Raw genomic sequence first — 19,584 nt, forward strand, 5'->3', positions numbered from 1 at the left:
TACCTACTAACAGTCAATAATTGTAAACCTTGGTCGATAAAATTTCGACCAAGGTTTTTTATTTTCCAGTCTTACTGTAAGTGATAAGGCTTTTTTGGTTTCTCCCAAAAATCAACAGGTCGTTTACGAATAAAATACTCCGTATCTCTCCCTTGAGCTGAAAACCTGATTTTTGCTGAGGCAGGTAGCGGAATGTGCCGTTGCCTTCATTGTGAAGCAACGTACCGAAATTGGCATCGTATTGCCCAAAACGCAGACGTGTGCGAAGCTGATTTCCGCAAAGGAGCAAGTCTTTTTTGCCATCTTTGTCGTAATCCAATGAAATTAAGGCGTGTACAGGAGAGGTTTGTACTTCAATCGGCAGTTTTTTGACGACGAATTTCCCATTCGCGCTCCGTTCAAAAAGTGTTGTTGCTAAATGATTGGCTTCAAGGTGAGCAGCTCCGCTAAGTTCTGACTCAGTAAATACATCTTTGAGGGTGGCGTCTGAATAGGTCTTATAATCAGAATAACGTTTTCCCATAATAGGCAGTTGACCGATCAATTCGTCGCGGGTAATATAAGGATAACTTTTTCCCTGCACATACGTACACAGAATAGGGTCGATGCGGCCATTTTGATCAAAATCCTTGAAATACAACTCTGCCGGTTGCTCAGGCGTGGCTTTGCATTGGCTGTTGAGGCCCAGATTTCCTACAACTAAGTCCATCTTTCCGTCGCCGTTGAAGTCATCGACCAAAAGTTTGTTCCACCAACCACTGTACGTACGGTCAAAATACCCATCGGTTTTATTTGCCAGTTTACCGTTATTATTTTCAAAAACCGTTACAGGCATCCACTCTCCAACCACTATTAATTCCGGCTTTTGATCACCGTTAAGATCAAGCCAGGCAGCGTCGGTTACCATACCGATTTTTTGTAATTCGGGCGCTATTGCAGCCGTAGCGTCTTTGAAATTTCCTTTTCCATCGTTGAGCAAAATAAAACTGGGCGGAATTTCGGGATAACTGCCGGGCACTACTCGTCCACCGACAAACAGGTCAGGCTTTTTGTCACCGTTGATGTCAGCTACGCGCACACAACTTGTGCTGACGTGCATTTGCGGAAGTGCGGTATTGTTTTTTGTAAAATTCCCTTTGCCGTCATTGATGTAAAGCGCATCCTGCAGCAAAGGATCATTGGCTTCAAAATTAGCATAACCTCCATGAGACACATACAGATCAGGTGAACCGTCACCGTTGGCGTCAAAAAATACCGCGTCGGCTGCGTCGCTTTTGGAATCCGCCTCAAAAGCAGGTTGTGATTTTTTGACGAATTGTGCGCCTGCTTTTTGCTGTAAAAACAACGCACCGGCCTGCCCGTTGCCGCTGCCTACAAATACATCTTCCAATCCGTCTGCATTCACATCTGCCTTTGCCAACGCAGGGCCAACGTATGATTGCGGATTGACCATCAAAATCTGGCGCTTAAAGTCATTGACCGCTAAAGTAGGTTGTGTGTAATTTATCGGAGAAGGAGTTTCTCTAAACAAAGGCGCATCCTGAACCGGTGAATTAACGGACTCATTCGCCTCTTTTTCATTTAACGTAAGCCATTGATCACCTTTGATGTTAGTAAGACGTTGTTGTTTTCCATTGGGCCACAGCACTTTTAAAGAATCTATGGTAGAAGCGCTGCCGAGTCCAAAATGTAAAACTCCCGATACGCTTGATTGATAGCCGCGCATAGGCATCTGTTCAAGGTATTGGGTCTGCCCTTTTTGATACAGGATTACTTTCGCTCCAATTCCCGAACGATTGAGCGGACTGCCTTCCAACGTAATTTTTAAATAATGATTTTTGAGGATTTGTTGGGCTTCATTTTGGTAAATAAACGCAGGTTGATTGACGTTGTTGACTACCAAGTCCAAATCGCCGTCGTTATCTAAATCCGCATAAACGGCGCCGTTGCTGTTGGAATTTTGCCCCAATCCCCACTGATTGCCTACACTCTTGAATGTCAGGTCTTTATTGTTTTTGTATAAGTAATTAACCACGTTAGATGCAGGCATTTGCTGCACCAAATTCAGTACATCCTGCCGGCCTATATTGGGTTGATTTTGCTGAAAATCATTCATGTATTTCAGAAAATCAAGGTTGGTATAGTCGCGGAGGTAGCCATTGGTGATGTATAAGTCTTTCCAACCATCGTTGTCATAGTCAGCAAAAAGTGCCGCCCAACTCCAATCAGTATTGGATACTCCCGCAAGTTGGCCGATTTCGGTGAACCCCACGGCCGCTGCTGACTGTCCGGTTCCCTCCCTAACAGGGGAGGGGCTGGGGTTATTCAATTGCAGCATATTACGCATATACTGTTTATGAAATCCTGAGCGAACTACCATGTCAAACTTCTCATAATTGTCGGGAGCCATGAGCAGTTTTTGGCGACGGTTTTCCTCGGGCAACATATCAAGTGTAAAAATATCAGGCGTAGCATCATTGTTAATATCAGCCACGTCATTGCCCATGGAGAAATGAGAAGTATGCTCCATCGAAGCCGTCAATTGGTCGATGAAACCACTTTTTTTGTTGTTGATATACAGGCGATCAGGGATGGTATAGTCATTGCTGACGTAAATGTCCGGCCAACCGTCTTGGTTAAAATCGGCAATTCCTGCCCCCAATCCATAGGAGAGGGGAGAGCTGTTGATACCCGCTTTAGCAGTGACGTCAATGAAGCGTTTCCCGTCGTTACGAAAAAGACGTGAGCCGCTTACGGGGTCGTCCATTTTATTCCATTCGGCACTGTTGGCTTCGTTGAGAACGGGCAACGATTTTATATTGTGATTCAGTAAAAACAAGTCCAGATCACCATCACGATCATAATCAAAAAAGTAGGCATTCGTACTGGAAGAAGGACTGTTTAAACCGTACTCAGCAGCCTGGTCTATAAAAGTGGGAATTCCCTGCGCGTTGTTTCCCTGATTGATAAACAGCTCGTTCGCTTTCTTTTCAGGAGGCAGATTGCCCGAATGACACACAAAAATATCCGTTTTGCCATCGCCGTTCACGTCGGCCATTGTTACACCCGTTTTCCAGGGCCCTTCACGACCTGCCGCGCCTGAGGCATTAGAGATGTCTTCAAACTGCATCTGCCCTTTGTTGAGGTAGAGTTTGTTGGCACTTAGGTTGGCGGTAAAATAAAGGTCATCCAGTTTATCTCCGTTCAAATCACCTACTGCAACTCCGCCGCCGTTATAGAAATACTCATACATCAAAACGTTCGTGTTGAGTCCTTCATTAACGATATTTTGAAAATCAACGTGGGTTTTTTCAGGAGCCAACAGGGTAAAGAGCGTAGGTTCTTTTTCATCGGGCGCTGTTGTCGTTTCAGTTGAGGCGTTTTGGCAGCTCGATATCACTAAACCAATAAACAGCAGATAAATAAGCAAGTAAAACTTCATGGAACGGGAAATCTGATAGGTAGGTAAATAGGTCAAAACTAAGCGTAACGTATAGAACGATTCAGGAAAACTGACTGCAATATTGGAGCAATTTTTTCAGATTTTCTTCATTGGTAAAATCAATGGATTCTTCTTTAAGGTAATTTTCTATAATTCTTTTATTCTTTACGAATATCTTTAAAAGATTGGATTTTGTTGCTTTGTAAAACCGATTGTTTTGATCGATAAAAAAATAAAATTTTTCTTTAGATAATATAACATCGCCTTTTGCTTCCAGTCTTTTAACAGAACTGTTTCCCGTTGATAGAATACTGTAATTTTTGATGGAAGAAACCCCGGATGACTGCTGATAAGCCCCTATTTTTTCGACGCTTGCTACGCGAAAGATTTGTTTGATTGCCAGTTTGATGGTTGGGGAATCATGGATGATCTCCAAATATCCGTAATCGGGACTGTAATAAAAGTAGTCGTTTCCCAATTGGATCCATTTGATCGTCGTTTCATTCGCCAGCGAAAGCGTATCGCCGGCAGGGCTGATAAAGTGCATTTCTCCCAATAGCAAACTGTAATTAAGTTTGGCGGGAGTGGTTCCGCCGTTAAGAAATGCAACTCCTCCGATTTTAAACTGCGGATAACGGTATTTGTCAGTAAAAGGCAGTGATCGTTGAATATCCTCACCTGCTTTTATCTTGAACAGTTTGTTTTCCTGTGCCTGTACATGACTGATCGCCACGACAAAAAAACTCATTAAATACCCGCACTTTTTCATATCCTTACAGAATAAAGTTTACTCTAAAAAACTCTATGCCTGCGATAAACACAGGCATAGAGCAAATAAACTGAATAATGGTGCGGAAATGAATGATTAATAACCCGGGTTTTGAACCAATTTATTGTTACGGTTCATCTCGTCGCGATGGATCGGCAGATAATATTGCTTATCCAACCACGCGCGGTTTTCTTTTCCGGGGTCAATTTCGAACACTTTATACGTATAATCGTAACTGGTTGGGTCGTACTTGTAAAGCGTTACTGACTTGCCGGCTTTAAGCGTACCGGTCACGGTGATACCGTTGGCTTTGCGTCCGAGGGTTGTCGGAGCGATCATCCAACGACGGGTATCGTGGTAACGTTGTTCTTCCAGGTACATCTCAATACGTTTCTCATTTCTCATACGTTGACGCAATGCATCGCCCGATTCGGTCAATGCCGGCATTCCTGAGCGGAAACGAATTTTGTTTAACCAGGTTTTTGCTTCAGCATCCTGTCCCAATTCGATACAGGCTTCAGCGTATTGGAATACCATTTCAGTATAGCGTAATATCGGCCAAGGCACTTGTTGCCACGTGTTTTGGTCTACAATGGCCGGATTGGCGTCGATAAATTTCCGAGCGTAATAGCCGGTATAGCTACCGTTCCAGTCTTCCACCGATGATTTACGTGTATCCAAGCCGAAGATAGGTGCTTTTGCCCCACCGCTGACGATCTCGTATTGCCCCGTTTGAATCTGGTTGACTGGATCTTTTGCCGCTACATCAGCCGTACGAGGTTTCCAAGGGGCTCCGTCGTAAAGAATAGAAGCATAGAAACGAGGGTCACGGTTGACGTAAGGTTGGCTGGCATGTTCCGGTTTACTCCAGTCAAACTTGGTACCGTCCATCATTTCATAATCATCTACCATCAATTGAATAGGCGTGTTTCCTGCCCAGTTGTGGTAGCCGTTAGGACCGTTAAAAAGCCCTTGACGACCGCCGTCTTCCTGTTTGGCATTGATGAAATAACGTGCCATCAGCAACTCTTTCTCACCGCCGTTCCGCGCCATTGCGATGTTATTGTAATTGGTGGTACCATCAGCTGCAGAGGCAGGAGCGGTCAAATTGAGTTGATAACCGTAAGCGGTCATGTCCAATACTACTTTGGCCGCATCCTTGGCTTTCTGCCAACGATCTTTCTGAGTTCCGGTGGTATAGAGCACCAGTTCAGGCTTAGTGAAAGCAGCTATCACGCTGGATTTTGCTTTTGCTACAGTAGCATCGTGTAAATCACTGGCGGCATAGAGCAACACTCGTGCTTTCAGGGCCAGAGCGGCTGCCTGATTGGCACGACCGGCTGCCAACGATTTGCCTGCCAGGAGAGCAGCGGCTTCGTCACAGTCTTTTACGATAGCATTAACGCATTGCTCAAACGTATTACGCTCGCTCAGGTAGTCAGCTTCACCTAATTCGAAAGGACGTTCGATGATAGGGAAACCTCCGTAATAGCGAAGTAACTGTTGGTTATAATACGCTCTCAGGAATTTGCTTTCTCCTTTTAAGCGATCAACCAACGTGGCATTGGTAAATTGAGGCTTTTCCAATTTGGCCAATGCAAGGTTACATGCCCGAATACGCAGGTACATCTGCTGCCAGCTAAGTGTCCCGTTGATCCAACCCGGGCTGGCAGGGTTAGAGCGTGATTCGGTGATGGTCGTGATGTCGCGACCGGGGTGGGTGAACATGGTCTCATCGGTCAACGAGGCGAGCATTTGTTCATTAAAACCTCCCATGCCCAGACCGGCATAAATTTCCGTAACAAATGCTTCCGACAGTGCCGCGTCGGTCCAAACCGTGGATTCAGACAACTGATCCAACGGCTTTGTATTTACAAAGTCTCCGTTACAGCCCGCAAACAGGAGCGTGGCAGAAACGGCGCTGATAGTCATTAATTTAGATACTTTCATGATGAATGTTTCAATTGGTTTGATTAAAAAGTAACCGATAAACCACCATTGATAACTCGTTGCTGCGGGTAGTATTGGCCGGTTTGCGAGTCTGCTTCAGGGTCAAATGATTTGAATTTGGTGATTGTAAACAAGTTCAATCCATTTACGTAAAGGCGCAGGTTGTTCATGCCCAGCTTGCTTGTCAACGCTACAGGCAGCGAATAACCGATCTCAAAGTTTTTCAAACGGAGATAATCTCTGTTTTGGAACCAATACGTGTTTCCGCCTGAGAAATATTGGTCACTGCGGTTAGCGATACGTGGGTGTACACTGCTCGGATTTTCAACAGTCCAACGATCGGTGTACATGCTGTACAGGTAGTTACCGATGTTACCCATTTCGCCCGGGCTTACATATTGTTTTGCTCCGGTCGATCCTTGGAACAGGATGTTCACGTCAAAACCTTTGTAGCTTCCGATCAGGCTGATACCACCCTGGAAAGTAGGAATGTTGTTGAAATCGGTACGAACCTGATCATCGGGGGTAATTTTACCGTCGCCGTTGTAATCCTTGTACTTCATGTCACCGGGACGCAGCGTGTTAACAATGGCCGAATAGTTGATCTTATTCTCATTGATCTCATTCTGGTCTTTAAAGACGCCATCGTAAATATACGCCTGAACTGTGTTCATCGGTTTGCCGGTAGTACGTTGCCAGTCAGGGGCGCCGGGTGCTTCATCCCAGAACAGGATCTTGTTTTTGGCATACCCACCGTTGACACTGGCGCTGTATTTGAAGGCACCGGCCTGATTGCGGTAACCCACATTGAATTCCCAGCCTTTGTTGGCTACTTCTCCGATGTTTTGTGCAGGTAAGGTCAGACCGGTCGACTGCGGCACAGATGCGTTTTTGTACCACAAAATGTTGGTCCGCTTGTTGGAGAATACGTCAAATTCAAAGTTGATCTTACCGTTAAGCAGTTGTCCTTCCAAGCCGATGTCGGCGTTGTTGGCCACTTCCCAGGTAATGGTATTGTTGGGGACGCGTGTTTCGTACAACGTTTTGGTTTCCGTATTGTTGATAATGTAACTGCGGAAACCGTAGGTAGACAGGTACTGGTAAGTCGCCAACGTGGTGGTGTTAGGCAGGTATACCTGATCATTCCCCATCTGTCCGTACGAACCGCGCAGTTTCAGATAGTTCACGATTGGCAGGGCTTTCTTAATGAAGGCCTCTTCTGACAGCACCCATCCCACCATCACACCCGGGAAGAAACCGTAACGGGTGGCTTCGGGGAACATGTCTGAACCGTCATAACGCCATAGGAACTCGGCCAGGTACTTTTCTTTGTAGTTGTAGGCCACCCGACCGAAGTAGTTCAAACGTGCACGTTCGAAGGCACCACCACCGTTGTTTTTCTCCAGGTCACCACCGGCAAAGATCTGATCCAGCGCCGGAGACAGGAAGTAACGACGATAGGCGTTGAAGTTATCCCCACTAATGGTCTCTTTGTTGGTTCCTGCCAGAATCGTCAGCCCGTGCGCTCCGAAAGTACGTTCGTAGGTTCCGATGGCTCCCAATAATACGTTAAGCTGATTGGTGTTGCCCAATGTCAGACGAGGTTCGGCCGGTCCGCGTTGGCTGGCAACGAGTTTAGGCGTCACGCCGTCAGCTTCGAAGCCTGTACCGCGCTCATACAGCGTCCACGGTGTTTCCCAGCGACGGGTGTTTTGTGACAAAAGGTCAAGGGAAGCCGTTCCGGTAAATTTCAAGCCTTCTACTCCCGGGATCTTGATCTCCAACTGGCCATTGGTTTGCAGGTAATTGCGTTTGTCTTTGTCGTAACCTGTAGCGTTGGTAGTGATTACGACGGGATTTTCGCCGTTTTCGATGTCAGGACCGGGGCGACCGTCGGGCCAATAGGCCGGTTGTTGCGGCTTGCCGCGCATCAGCATCCGGAAGATAGCACCGGCACCTTTGGTAGGAAAGAACCGGTTTTCCTGCCGTCCTGTTACGCCCATTGTGACGTTGATGAACTTATTAACTTTGGCATCGAGGTTGATGCGGAAGTCATATTGTTTGTAGCCGGTGGCCGAGTTGATGTAGTTACCGTCCTGATTTTGGTAACCCAACGAGGCTAGGTATTTAACGTTCTCGCTACCGCCGTTCAACTGAACATTGTGACGAACCTGAGGTGACCATTTTTTCAAAGTGGCACCATACCAGTCGGTGTCCGGGTGTCCCCAGGGATCAGAGCCGTCAGCGTATTTTTTGAAATCATCGGGCTGAAAAGGAGCTTTGCGAACTACGCCCGTTGGACCGGTGTATAGACCTGTAGATTTGTAAGCGGCTGTGGCGGCTGCCCATTCGTTGGCCGGCAATCCGTAAATGTCCAGGTCATTGAGCATCTCGGTGTATTGAGAAGCGTTGGCCAGCTTGGGCAATACGGTGGCTTGCGAAAATCCTTGGTTGAACGTGTAAGACAATTCGGGTTTGCCGGATTTTCCGCGTTTGGTCGTGATCAGGATAACCCCGTTAGCAGCACGCGCTCCGTAGATGGCGGCCGAGGCATCTTTCAACACTGAAATGGTTTCGATATCGTTGGGATTGATACGATCCAAACCACCCGCACGACCCGGAATACCGTCGATTACGATCAGGGCGTCGTTGTTACCCAATGTGTTCGAACCGCGAATACGGATACCGGCACCGTCGTAGCCCGGTTCCCCGCTGCGGTTGGTAGCTACAACCCCCGGCAGACGTCCCGCCAGTGATTGCGAAAGGTTCACCGCCGGTGATTTTACCAAGTCAGTTCCTTTTACGCTTACTACAGAACCCGTTACGGTTTCTTTTTTCTGAACACCATAACCCACGACAACGACTTCATTCAGTGCTTTTACATCCACTTTCAAGGTAATATTGACAGTGGTACGACCGTTGAGGACGACTTCTTCGGGCAGGTAGCCGATGAACGAGAACACTAACGTAGCATTATCGGTTGGGGTATTTACAGAGAAATTACCCTGATTGTCGGTCACTGAACCAACGGCAGTTCCTTTAACAAGAACACTCACACCCGGAAGTCCCTGACCTTGCTCGTCTGATACTTTCCCTTTTACCTGAGCAATAGCTGCCTTTGCTTGCGATGCTGCTGATTCAGGCGTTAAATTAGTATTGAGTGAAGCAGTCAATTGACCCATATTAATGTTGCCTGCGGACTGCTTTTCGGCGTTTCCCGAACGCGTGATTACGTATGAGCCATCTCCTGTTTTACGGTATCCTAATCCTAGAGGTTTAAGCACAGATTCGATGTTTGCTTCCAAACCGTTTTTGTAATTAACGTTACCGGCAGCCACTACATAAGGCTCAACCATTTGGTCTGAGAAAAGGATGTCTACTTTGTACTGATGGCGTAAATCATTCAATACTTTTTTGAGACTCTTGTTACTTCTACGCTCGGGAGTGGGGGCGTTGTGCTCAATGGGCACACGCGCCATCATCTGGGCATGGCTCATTGGCTCTCCAACCATCAGCGCCGCCAATGGAAAGCCAAGTAGCCGTAGTTTGTAGCTCATTTTTGTCATAAGTAGATTAATTAGATTAATAAATGAGATTAGTTAATGATTAATTTTAAATACAACTTGTTTATTATGATGAGAGATAGAAATGGATAAAATTTCGGATAATGCCTGTAAAAGTTCGTCAGCATTGTGTGCCTGAAATGAACCTGAAAGTGTATATTCACTCAATTCTTTGTCAGCGATCTTGGCGTCTAATCCATAATTATCGTGTAACAGAGTGACGATTTCGTTAAGGCTTGTGTTGTCAAATACAAATCGATTTTGTTTCCAGGCTGAATAATTTTCCGGGTGTGTTATTTTCTTAACCCTGATCCGGCCGCCTGAATTGACAGAAACCAACTCGCCCGGATGCATGGTCAGCAGTTTGGGGCGTTGGTGTTGGCTTTTATACTGGATGTTTACTTTTCCGCGCGTCAATATTACTTTTGAATGATCTCCTCGTGCCATTACCGTAAATTCGGTACCCAGTACTTCTACATCAAATGAAGAACCGGTACGTACAATGAATCGCTTATTATCTTGAGTGTGGATGACTGAAAAATTGGCTTCACCTTTTAAGAAAACGGTACGGGTAGAACTGCCAAATCCAAAATGAGGAACGGTAAGGGAAGAATTGGCATTTAGTGTCACGTTACTGCCATCTTCTAAAACAAGTGATTGGGTTTGCCCAAATCCGGTAGTAAAGGTTTTTACAAAAATATGTTCCTGATAATATAGGACTGTAAAAAATGAGATCAATAGAAAACTTGCAGCACTCAATCCCCAAGCCCAGTTGCGCCAATTAAAGGTTTTTGGCTGTTTCGGAGCATTGTCGAATTCATCGGCAGTGGTGGTTTCAGCAAGACCGGGCTTCGTTTTAAATTGCTCAATACCATGCAAAATATCCGCTTGGTACATGGGTTTTGTCGTTTCCCATTCATGAAGGCATTCAAAAAAGAACTCTTCATTTTCAGCCTCCTTGGCCCAATTCTCAATCAATGATCGTTGCAGAGCCGTAAGTTGGCCGGCAAAATAATCGAAAAGAAGGGACTTTGTGATAAAGGTTTGCTTCACAAAATGGTATTTTAGAGTCCTTTTGTATTACTTTCATAGGATAGACACAAGAGAGACTCTAAAACCCTTATCTGATATTTTATTTTTTTTATAAAAATTTAAAAAATAGAAAGGCCGAGCTGGATAAAACCATGCAGAAACAATACCCCTTTCAATTTAAGAACATCCCGAACGGTATTATTTGCTTTCCGTATCTGAACTTCGATGGTTCGTAAGGAAAGATGAAGTTGGTCGGCAATTTCGGCGTATTTCTTTCCTTCAAAACGATATAGCAGGTAAATTTTTCGTTGTTGAGCCGGCAAATTGGAAATAGCTTTTTCAATGTCTTGGTATAACTCTTCGTATTGAGTGACGGAATCGGGTTGCATAGAAGTTTCGCCGGAAAAATCCTCTACACTATCCAGACCCGTCATGCGTTTTGATTCTCTCTGCAGGTAATTGTACGCGCGATGGCGTACCGTTTTATACAAATAAGCCCGGAAAGATGTCGTGATTTCGCGGTGCGTTTCTTTTAGATAAAATTGATAAAAAATGTCAGAAACTAAGTCTTCTGCGATGGTTTTTGAATAAAGAAAACGCACCGCATGACTACACAGGGGTTGATAATAAGAGCGATACAACAGTTCACAACCAAGTTGGGGGTTGTCTTGAAAAGCTTGGCGAATGAAAAATTCTACATCTGTTCGGTCTTCTCCACTGTTATCATGCGCCTCGTCATCTGCTATGCGCAGATGAACCTCCGAAAGAGGATAAGAATCAAGGTCTAAAATCGTGTTCATTAAAATATGGCTTTGTAGCTTTCAGTACATAAAGTTACACTTTAACCTAAATTACTACTATTTTATCAGTGATATATTGGCTAAAACTAATGAAATATTAGCTTTACCAAAGAATGTTTTTTGGAATAAGTGCCTATACAGACGTAAAACGTATCTTTGCAAAGTAATCCAAAATGCTGCCGAAAATCAAAAAGAACGAACAACAACTGACCAAACCCGTCATAGGACGTACTGATGTCGTGGATTTTCCTGATTTGGGACTGGCGGATGTTCGCGCCAAAGTAGATACCGGAGCCTATACTTCCTCTATTCATTGTTATAACGTAAAAGTCACCAAAGAACGACTTGTTTTTTATCTCCCGGCACATAAAGGTGAAAAGCGTAAACGATTTGTCGCCAAAACATTCGAGTTAAAATCCATCAAAAACTCCTTTGGACAAACCGAAATGCGTTATGTGATTCGAACGCGAATTGTGATTTTCGGCAAAGCTTTTCAGGCCGAATTTTCGTTGGCTGACCGCGAAAAAATGCGTTATCCGGTGCTGTTAGGACGCAAACTCCTCCGAAACCGATTTTTAGTAGATGTTGCTTTAGAGAATCTTTCTTACCGACAGAAACGAACTTTATCGGATTAACAAAAAGATAACCTTGATTCAATCAACTTCCCATTAATTTTATCCCTCCGTTTTGGCGCTGTTATAATAAAGATAGCAATGGTAAGCGGCTGATTATGAACTATTATAATGAAAATTGCAGTTCTTTCCACTAACTCGAAATTATACTCTACCAAACGTTTAGTAGAGGCCATTCGGGCCCACGGGCACGAAGCGGTTGTGATAAATCACGCGCTGTGCCACGTAATGATCGAAGAAGAAAAACCTGTTATTCTGTACAAAAACAACGTCGTGGAAGGGATCGATGCCATTATTCCGCGCATTGGAGCATCGGTCACTGATTATGGATGTGCTGTGGTGCGGCAGTTTGAAATGATGAAGGTATTTTCTACCGTCAAATCACAGGCCATCATGCGTTCCCGAAATAAGCTGAGAAGCTTGCAGATCCTCTCAAAAGCAGGCGTACAAATTCCGAAAACTGTTTTTGCCAATCAGACCAAAGACATTGATAAGCTTATAGAGTTGGTAGGTGGTCCGCCCGTTATCATTAAATTATTGGAAGGCACACAGGGCGTTGGGGTTGTTTTAGCCGAATCGGAGTCAGCAGCCAAATCAACGATTGAGGCTTTTTACGGGTTGAAAACCAACGTCTTGATTCAGGAATACATCGCAGAATCTAACGGAGCGGATATTCGGGCGTTTATCGTTGGCAATAAAGTGGTAGCTGCCATGAAACGCCAGGGAAAATCGGGTGATTTTCGCTCCAATCTTCATCGTGGCGGACGTGCAACGGCCATTACGCTTACCCATCAGGAAGAAAAAGCGGCTCTTCAGGCCGCAAGAGCGTTGGGAGTACGCGTGGCAGGGGTTGATATGATTCAGTCCAATCGCGGGCCAATGATCATGGAAGTGAATTCTTCGCCGGGACTGGAAGGTATCGAAAAAATTACGGGAGTGAACGTCGCTGATTTGATTGTCGCCTTCATTGAAGAAAAAATCCCGGCAGACGAAAACGATACCATTGGGGTTTAGGGTAAAAATCAATACTTGCTACCTTTAGTGTACGAGCGAACAACGGGCTGTATCGTGTTGAAAAGCCATTGTTGGCTCGTACCCCTATTTTGACACCTAACCTAAGATTAATCCATTTTCTGTATGCTGGATAAAGCATCCTATTCTACCCAACCGAAATGCCTTGTGGCGCTGGATTCCATCATCTTTGGTTTTGACGGTGATCTTTTGAAAATACTGTTGGTAAAACGCAGCCCCGATCAGCACATTGATACGTGGTCGTTGATGGGAGGATGGTTGAATCCCAACGAAAACCTGGAGCAATCTGCCGAACGAATATTGTTTGAACTTACCGGACTGAAAGGCGTATACTTAGAGCAGCTTTATACGTTTGGCGATATTGATCGTGACCCCATAGATCGCACCGTCTCGGTAGCTTATTTTGCCTTAATTAACATTGAACATTACGATTCCAACATTTCACAGGCGCACCATGCGCATTGGTTTCCTGTCAGTGAAATGCCCAATGAATTGCTTTTTGACCATCGCCAAATGATCGATTCCGCCATTCAGAAGCTTCGCTACAAAGCAGCGTTGCATCCACTGGGCTTTGAACTTTTGCCCGAAAAATTCACGATTCCTCAACTGCAAAAACTCTACGAAGCTATTTTTCAAACGACGTTCGACAAACGCAATTTCAGCCGAAAAATCCTCTCAACGCACTTGCTCGTGAAGCTGAAAGAGAAGCAAAAGTCCTCTAAAAAAGGTGCTTACCTTTATGCTGTCAACAAGGAAAAATACAATACCTTCGGCAACTCTTTTCTGAATTTTGTCTCTAACCCTGACTTTTAAATGGAGATGCGGCCAAACCAATACATACAATAAATGATGATAGAGATAATAACGGAAATCGTCATTTGTGTGAAGAACAGTACCAGAAACGTTTTGAGAATAGTGAGCCATTTAGGCCCTCCAAAAAACTGAATACCGGCCCATGCCGAAAAAACACTCCACGCCGAAAAGTAAATACTGAGCATGTAGTAATAATAAGACCGAAATAATATAACCAGCGGGGTAAAAATAAGGATAAAGAATACGACACGAAATCCTCCTAAGAAGGCTTGTAGCACAAGATTTTCGGCAAAATTATAGCCTCTGCGACGAAAAAGTAACCAACTGTAAAGTGCCGAAACAGGAGCTGCCACAAACAAAATCAGGTTGAAATATTTTGAAGTCAGCTCTGTGACAGGATTGACCTTTTGGGGATTATATTCCATTAAATGAAAATAATGGGTCAAAAATGCCGAAATGGCAACGGTGAGTACCAAATAACTGAAGGGATTATAATATTTCTTCCTCTTACCTTCCACATACTCTTTTACTACAATGCCGGGTTGTAACGCTAATTCTTTGGTCAAATGAATGACGCCTTTATCTGCGTGGACAAAGGCATGCACTACATCGTGCCAAATATGATGCATATCAATGCGGTGAGTATGGGCGGATTGACCGCACTTAGGACAGAAATCGTCTTTCGCTTCCAGAGAATTTTTACAGTTCTTGCAAATCGCTGAGGTCATAAAGGGGATGAAAAAGAATGGTAAGGCAAGATACAAATTCAGGCCAAATTTAATTGGTTAAATCCGGAACTAATCTTCAAAAAAGAGTTGAAAAGTGCTGTTTTTAAAATTGTCAGCCAGAATCCTTAATTTGTAAATTGTTCATTTTGGTACATATTGACGCTTTTTAATGCATGGGGTCATGGCGGTAGGTATGGCCACGTACTTTAGTGCTTTTTAGCTTAGGGGTAATTTTGACAATGTCTGTTTGTGTGTATAGATTTTGCAACGCTCAACCAAAATCCGTAGCCTTAATTATGATTTTCCCAATTCTGTTCCTGATTTGGTCATTTCCGGTAGTTGGTGAAACGGGCCAAACCTATTATGTGAGTCCTCAAGGGAACGACGCCAATGATGGCAAAAGCGTTGCTAAGGCTTGGAGAACCATCGGCAAGGTAAATCAAATGAACTTGAAGGCGGGCGATGCGTTGTTATTTGAAGGAGGGAAAATATTTTCAGGAACACTTTTACTGGATGAAAATGATGGTGGAACTCCCGATAAGCCGTTGCGGATCAGTTCTTTCGGAAAAGAAAAAGCAATGATAGATGCCGGCGATGAAGGCGGGATTTTTGTGCATAATACCCAATGGATCAGTTTGCGGAAATTGATCGTAAAAGGCAATGGGGTAAGTAAGAACCGAAAAAGCGGCATTGAATTTTTGGTGGATAAGCCAAATACAAAGCTTTCCAATATTGAAATTGTTGATTGCGAAGCCTACGGTTTTCATCGCTACGGTATATTGATCAATGGAGACAAAAGCGACAAAACCGGTTTTGAAAATGTCAAAATAACCCGTTGCATTGCTTCCCAAAACGGTGATGCAGGGATTGGTTCTTTGGCGTATTATCCGAGTATGTCGCACCGAAATATTCACGTAAGTTATTGCAAAGCTTTTCAGAATAAGGGAGATACAACAAATACTAAAAGTCATACGGGAAATGGGATTGTACTCAGTGGCGCTGAAGATGTATTGATCGAGTGGTGCGAAGCCTATGAGAACGGGGCTTATTCCCGAAGTTTGAACGGCGGCCCGGTGGGAATTTGGGTTTGGAATTGTCGCAAAGCAATCATTCAACATTCCGTTTCTCACCACAATCATGCGGGTCTATACCACGACGGAGGAGGATTTGACATCGACGGTGGCGCGTCAGATTGCATCATTCGAAACTGTAATTCGCACGATAACGAAGGAGCAGGGTACTTGATTTGTGAGTTTGGTTCACCCAATAAATGCACTAATAACCAAGTGGTTAACAACGTAAGTCGTAACGACGGCTTGAAAAACAGTTACGGAGGAATAAGCATCAGCGGCGCAAGCCATGAATATCAGGTAGACGGTTGTCTCATTCAAAATAATAAAGTGTATGTTACCGCGAGAAATACCGTGAATGGAACACCGGCTGCGGTGTTTTTCAACAATGTTTATTTCAGGAATATTAAATTTGAAAATAACTATTTTGAACTGTCCAAAGGCACAACGTTGGTCCGTTGCGATAGCCTTTTAACAGATAATTTGGCTCAATTCAAAGGCAATCGGTACAAATCTGCCATTACGACTGCGCCTGTTCTTTGCAAAAAATGCAACGAAGCACAAGTAGCGGAATTAAGAAAAAAGCTAACAGAGTGAGAGTTTTGAGACTTGGAAAGTTTTTAAACCTTTCCAAGTCTGCATTTAAATCAATTCGGACTATAAAACACAACCATAATTTTATCTTAAAAAATCATCCCGAACGCGTTCGGGATCAGCGTTCTGAAAAATATGAAATACATTTTGACTTATTTGCTCCTCCTCGCCCTTTCAACCAATGTTCTTGCCCAAGCCACCCTAAAAAAAATCAAGGTAGAAGGCAATCAATTTGTGACGGAAGAAGGGAAACCGGTCGTTTTTAGAGGCTTAAATGTAGCTGATCCTGACAATCTGCTCAATAAAGGACATTGGAGTAAAGCTTTTTTTCAGGAAGTTAAGAATTGGGGCGCAACAATTGTGCGTTTTCCCGTCCACCCAACAACGTGGCGAAAACAGGGGAAAGACAATTACCTAAAGTTGCTTGATGATGGGGTAAAATGGGCCACAGAATTAGGTTTGTACGTCATTATTGACTGGCATTCGATTGGCAATTTGCGCACTGAAATGTACCAGGCTGATATGTACGAAACCACCCAAAAAGAAACCTTTGAGTTTTGGCGTACGATGGCCAAACATTTCAAAGGAAACACTACCGTTGCCTTCTTTGAATTGTTCAACGAACCCACTGTTTATAACGGTCAGCTTGGGACTTGCACTTGGGCGCAGTGGAAAGAGTTTAACGAGGAAATGATCGGCATTATTCGCGCTCACGGAAACGATGCCATCCCCTTAGTGGCAGGATTCAATTGGGCGTATGACCTCACACCCGTCAAAAAAAATCCCATCAGTGCGCCGGGAATAGCCTATGTCAGTCACCCGTATCCAATGAAAAGACCTAAGCCCTGGGAAGATAAATGGACGGCTGATTGGGGCTTTGTTGCTAAAAAATATCCCATGATCCTAACCGAGATCGGTTTTTCCGGGGCGGAAGAAGTGGGTGCACACGTTCCGGTTATTAGTGATGAATCGTACGGCGAGGCCATTACCAAATACACCGCCGAGCGTGGTATCAGCTGGGTGGGATGGGTTTTTGATGACCGTTGGGCGCCGCGCATGTTTTCCGATTGGGATTTTACCCCCACAAGACAAGGAAAATTCTTCAAAAAAGCGCTTTTAGAATTTAACTCCGGAAGTAAACCTTAACCCCGTACTGTTTTGTAACATAATCCATATCTATGATGAAACGATTTCTACTCTTTTGCTTTTTAATTGTTCAAACTCAAAGTTTTGCCCAACTTAAATTGGCGCGTTTATTTTCTGATCATGTAGTGTTGCAACGTCAAAAACCCATTCCTGTGTGGGGCTGGGCCAAGCCTAAGGAAAAGGTAACGGTAACCTTAGCAGGACAAAAACAAATTGCCACTGCGAATGCTTCCGGAAAATGGATGGTAAAGTTTACGCCAATGGAAGCAGGTGGGCCCCACCAAATGCTTGTTACGGCAAAATCGGGCAAATTGGAGGTGAACGATATTCTGATGGGCGAAGTATGGCTATGCTCAGGTCAATCAAACATGGAATGGCCTGTCAGGCAATCGGATAATTTTAAAGCAGAGAAGAAAAATGCCGATTTTTCGCAAATACGCCATTTTTTTGTGGCACATGAAGTCACCATAGAACCACAAGCTGAACTTACTTCGGGTGAATGGAAGATCTGTAACGAGGAGAATGTGGGCAATTTTACTGCCGTTGGTTTTTTCTTTGCCCGTGAGCTGTACCAAAAATTGAAGATTCCTATTGGTCTTTTACATTCGTCGTGGGGCGGCTCGCAGGTAGAAGGTTGGATCAGTAAAGAAGCTATGTCAACCAATGAAGAGTTAAAACCTTATGCCGAAAATTTACCAAAAACATGGGAAGAAGCCGACGCTATCCTTGACCGTAAAGTGCAGAAGCAATTATTAAAAACGGAGGTAACGCCAACCTTGGCCGACGAAAAAAAATATACCGAAGCAGGCTATGATTTTTCAAAATGGCTCAAGGCCGGCAGCCCGATTGGTCAATGGGATTGGAAGGGGATTTGGATGTTTCGGGGCAAAGGTTTTATGGCACGTACAGTAGAAATTTCGGAAGAAATGACCAATCAACCAACCACGCTTGGCTTGGGTATTCAGGATAGTTTCAATGAAATTTACATCAATGGGCAATTGGTTTCGGAAGGAGTTGTAGAAGGAGTGCGCAAAATTACGTTACCTGCCAATGCTTGGAAGAACGGAAATAATCAACTGGTGGTAAAATTTGGAAATATGGTACAATTTCCCTGGTATGGCTTGGGCATCAATGGTATACCTGATGATCTGTTTGTAAGTTCAAAAGCCGGCAAAGTGAGTTTGGCAACGGACTGGTATTTGATGCCGTCTTTTGCCGAAAAACATACGTATAATCACAGCTGTAACAATGTAGCGACGACCATTTATAACGGCATGATCGCTCCCCTGGTTCCCTTTGCCATTCGCGGTGCTTTATGGTATCAGGGAGAATCCAATGCGGGACGAGCGTATCAGTACCGCCAAACATTTCCGTTGATGATCAACGATTGGAGGCAGCGTTGGGCCGATGAATTCTCTTTTTATTTTGTCCAATTGGCCGATTATGGCGGTTATCAAAACAGCAACGAAGGCAGCAATTGGGCCGAACTTCGCGAAGCGCAAACCATGACATTGAGCCTTCCGAAAACCGGCATGGCCGTTACGACCGATATTGGCAATCCCAAGGATATTCACCCGACCAACAAGCAGGATGTGGGTCATCGTTTGGCGTTGAATGCCCTTAAAGCTAATTATGGTTTTGATGTGCTGCATTCAGGGCCAATGTACGAATCTGTTCATTTTGAGGAAGATAGGGCGTTGATTACGTTTGATTATACGGGCGCAGGCCTGATGGTTAAGGATAAATTCGGTTATGTAAAAGGTTTCGAAATTGCGGGAGAAGATAAAGTGTTCTATTACGCCAAAGCGGAGCTTATCGGCGATAAAGTGGAAGTCTATCACCCCAAAGGCCAAAAACCCGTTGCAGTGCGTTATGGCTGGGCTGATGCCCCCGAAGACGCCAATTTGTTTAACAGTGATGGCTTGCCCGCAAGCCCTTTCCGCACTGACGACTGGCAAGGAAAAACCGTGGGGCAAAAGTTTAATTAGGTTGTACAGACGAAAGATTTTTAAC

At 44.4% G+C, this 19,584-nt stretch carries 13 protein-coding genes; 6 read left to right on the forward strand and 7 right to left on the reverse strand.

What is annotated here, in order from left to right:
* Window positions 1-58 precede the first annotated feature (58 nt).
* The 6 genes from ACQY73_RS30780 to ACQY73_RS30805 all read right to left on the reverse strand — a co-directional run bounded on the left by ACQY73_RS30780 (window position 59) and on the right by ACQY73_RS30805 (window position 11,556).
* Window positions 59-3,442 carry a VCBS repeat-containing protein gene (locus ACQY73_RS30780; protein ID WP_428658007.1) on the reverse strand — a complete coding sequence of 1,128 codons (3,384 nt, stop codon included), beginning with the start codon at window positions 3,440-3,442 and terminating at the stop codon, window positions 59-61.
* Between the two features lie 61 nt (window positions 3,443-3,503).
* On the reverse strand, window positions 3,504-4,190 hold the full coding sequence (locus ACQY73_RS30785; protein ID WP_428658008.1) for a hypothetical protein: 687 nt from the start codon (window positions 4,188-4,190) through the stop codon (window positions 3,504-3,506).
* 117 nt (window positions 4,191-4,307) lie between these two features.
* On the reverse strand, window positions 4,308-6,161 hold the full coding sequence (locus ACQY73_RS30790) for a RagB/SusD family nutrient uptake outer membrane protein (protein WP_428658009.1): 1,854 nt from the start codon (window positions 6,159-6,161) through the stop codon (window positions 4,308-4,310).
* A 23-nt stretch (window positions 6,162-6,184) separates the two neighbouring features.
* Window positions 6,185-9,718, reverse strand: coding sequence for a SusC/RagA family TonB-linked outer membrane protein (locus tag ACQY73_RS30795; RefSeq protein ID WP_428658010.1), 3,534 nt, complete (start codon window positions 9,716-9,718; stop codon window positions 6,185-6,187).
* 42 nt (window positions 9,719-9,760) lie between these two features.
* Window positions 9,761-10,777: a FecR family protein gene (locus ACQY73_RS30800; protein ID WP_428658011.1), complete on the reverse strand. Its 1,017-nt coding sequence runs from the start codon at window positions 10,775-10,777 to the stop codon at window positions 9,761-9,763.
* Between the two features lie 98 nt (window positions 10,778-10,875).
* Window positions 10,876-11,556: an RNA polymerase sigma-70 factor gene (locus tag ACQY73_RS30805; RefSeq protein ID WP_428658012.1), complete on the reverse strand. Its 681-nt coding sequence runs from the start codon at window positions 11,554-11,556 to the stop codon at window positions 10,876-10,878.
* Window positions 11,557-11,729: 173 nt separating this feature from the next.
* Between ACQY73_RS30805 and ACQY73_RS30810 the strand changes: the two genes are divergently transcribed.
* From ACQY73_RS30810 to ACQY73_RS30820, 3 genes are all read left to right on the forward strand, one after another.
* Window positions 11,730-12,191: an ATP-dependent zinc protease family protein gene (locus tag ACQY73_RS30810; RefSeq protein WP_428658013.1), complete on the forward strand. Its 462-nt coding sequence runs from the start codon at window positions 11,730-11,732 to the stop codon at window positions 12,189-12,191.
* A gap of 108 nt (window positions 12,192-12,299) precedes the next feature.
* The gene (gene rimK / locus ACQY73_RS30815; protein WP_428658014.1) at window positions 12,300-13,202 is read left to right on the forward strand and encodes a 30S ribosomal protein S6--L-glutamate ligase; all 903 of its coding nucleotides are present in this window, start codon (window positions 12,300-12,302) and stop codon (window positions 13,200-13,202) included.
* Window positions 13,203-13,325: 123 nt separating this feature from the next.
* A complete protein-coding gene (locus ACQY73_RS30820) occupies window positions 13,326-14,033 on the forward strand; it encodes an NUDIX hydrolase (protein WP_428658015.1) in 708 nt (235 codons plus the stop codon).
* Here ACQY73_RS30820 and ACQY73_RS30825 read toward each other — a convergent pair.
* Window positions 14,030-14,761 carry a DUF3667 domain-containing protein gene (locus tag ACQY73_RS30825; RefSeq protein WP_428658016.1) on the reverse strand — a complete coding sequence of 244 codons (732 nt, stop codon included), beginning with the start codon at window positions 14,759-14,761 and terminating at the stop codon, window positions 14,030-14,032. The two genes, ACQY73_RS30820 and ACQY73_RS30825, sit on opposite strands and share 4 nt — an antisense overlap.
* A 296-nt stretch (window positions 14,762-15,057) precedes the next feature.
* Between ACQY73_RS30825 and ACQY73_RS30830 the strand changes: the two genes are divergently transcribed.
* The 3 genes from ACQY73_RS30830 to ACQY73_RS30840 all read left to right on the forward strand — a co-directional run bounded on the left by ACQY73_RS30830 (window position 15,058) and on the right by ACQY73_RS30840 (window position 19,559).
* Window positions 15,058-16,428: a right-handed parallel beta-helix repeat-containing protein gene (locus ACQY73_RS30830; protein WP_428658017.1), complete on the forward strand. Its 1,371-nt coding sequence runs from the start codon at window positions 15,058-15,060 to the stop codon at window positions 16,426-16,428.
* 132 nt (window positions 16,429-16,560) lie between these two features.
* On the forward strand, window positions 16,561-17,571 hold the full coding sequence (locus ACQY73_RS30835) for a glycoside hydrolase family 5 protein (RefSeq protein WP_428658018.1): 1,011 nt from the start codon (window positions 16,561-16,563) through the stop codon (window positions 17,569-17,571).
* A gap of 32 nt (window positions 17,572-17,603) precedes the next feature.
* The gene (locus tag ACQY73_RS30840; RefSeq protein WP_428658019.1) at window positions 17,604-19,559 is read left to right on the forward strand and encodes a sialate O-acetylesterase; all 1,956 of its coding nucleotides are present in this window, start codon (window positions 17,604-17,606) and stop codon (window positions 19,557-19,559) included.
* The last annotated feature ends 25 nt before the right edge of the window (window positions 19,560-19,584 follow it).

This window comes from Runella sp., assembly GCF_965279615.1.
GTDB lineage: Bacteria > Bacteroidota > Bacteroidia > Cytophagales > Spirosomataceae > Runella.

What these genes read in the sequence shown, in the direction of transcription:
- ACQY73_RS30780 (WP_428658007.1), bottom strand. Translation starts at nt 3,442, where the DNA reads ATGAAGTTTTACTTGCTTATTTATCTGCTGTTTATTGGTTTAGTGATA.
- ACQY73_RS30810 (WP_428658013.1), top strand. Translation starts at nt 11,730, where the DNA reads ATGCTGCCGAAAATCAAAAAGAACGAACAACAACTGACCAAACCCGTC.
- ACQY73_RS30840 (WP_428658019.1), top strand. Translation starts at nt 17,604, where the DNA reads ATGATGAAACGATTTCTACTCTTTTGCTTTTTAATTGTTCAAACTCAA.
- ACQY73_RS30820 (WP_428658015.1), top strand. Translation starts at nt 13,326, where the DNA reads ATGCTGGATAAAGCATCCTATTCTACCCAACCGAAATGCCTTGTGGCG.
- rimK (WP_428658014.1), top strand. Translation starts at nt 12,300, where the DNA reads ATGAAAATTGCAGTTCTTTCCACTAACTCGAAATTATACTCTACCAAA.
- ACQY73_RS30835 (WP_428658018.1), top strand. Translation starts at nt 16,561, where the DNA reads ATGAAATACATTTTGACTTATTTGCTCCTCCTCGCCCTTTCAACCAAT.
- ACQY73_RS30795 (WP_428658010.1), bottom strand. Translation starts at nt 9,718, where the DNA reads ATGAGCTACAAACTACGGCTACTTGGCTTTCCATTGGCGGCGCTGATG.
- ACQY73_RS30830 (WP_428658017.1), top strand. Translation starts at nt 15,058, where the DNA reads ATGATTTTCCCAATTCTGTTCCTGATTTGGTCATTTCCGGTAGTTGGT.
- ACQY73_RS30785 (WP_428658008.1), bottom strand. Translation starts at nt 4,190, where the DNA reads ATGAGTTTTTTTGTCGTGGCGATCAGTCATGTACAGGCACAGGAAAAC.
- ACQY73_RS30825 (WP_428658016.1), bottom strand. Translation starts at nt 14,761, where the DNA reads ATGACCTCAGCGATTTGCAAGAACTGTAAAAATTCTCTGGAAGCGAAA.
- ACQY73_RS30805 (WP_428658012.1), bottom strand. Translation starts at nt 11,556, where the DNA reads ATGAACACGATTTTAGACCTTGATTCTTATCCTCTTTCGGAGGTTCAT.
- ACQY73_RS30790 (WP_428658009.1), bottom strand. Translation starts at nt 6,161, where the DNA reads ATGAAAGTATCTAAATTAATGACTATCAGCGCCGTTTCTGCCACGCTC.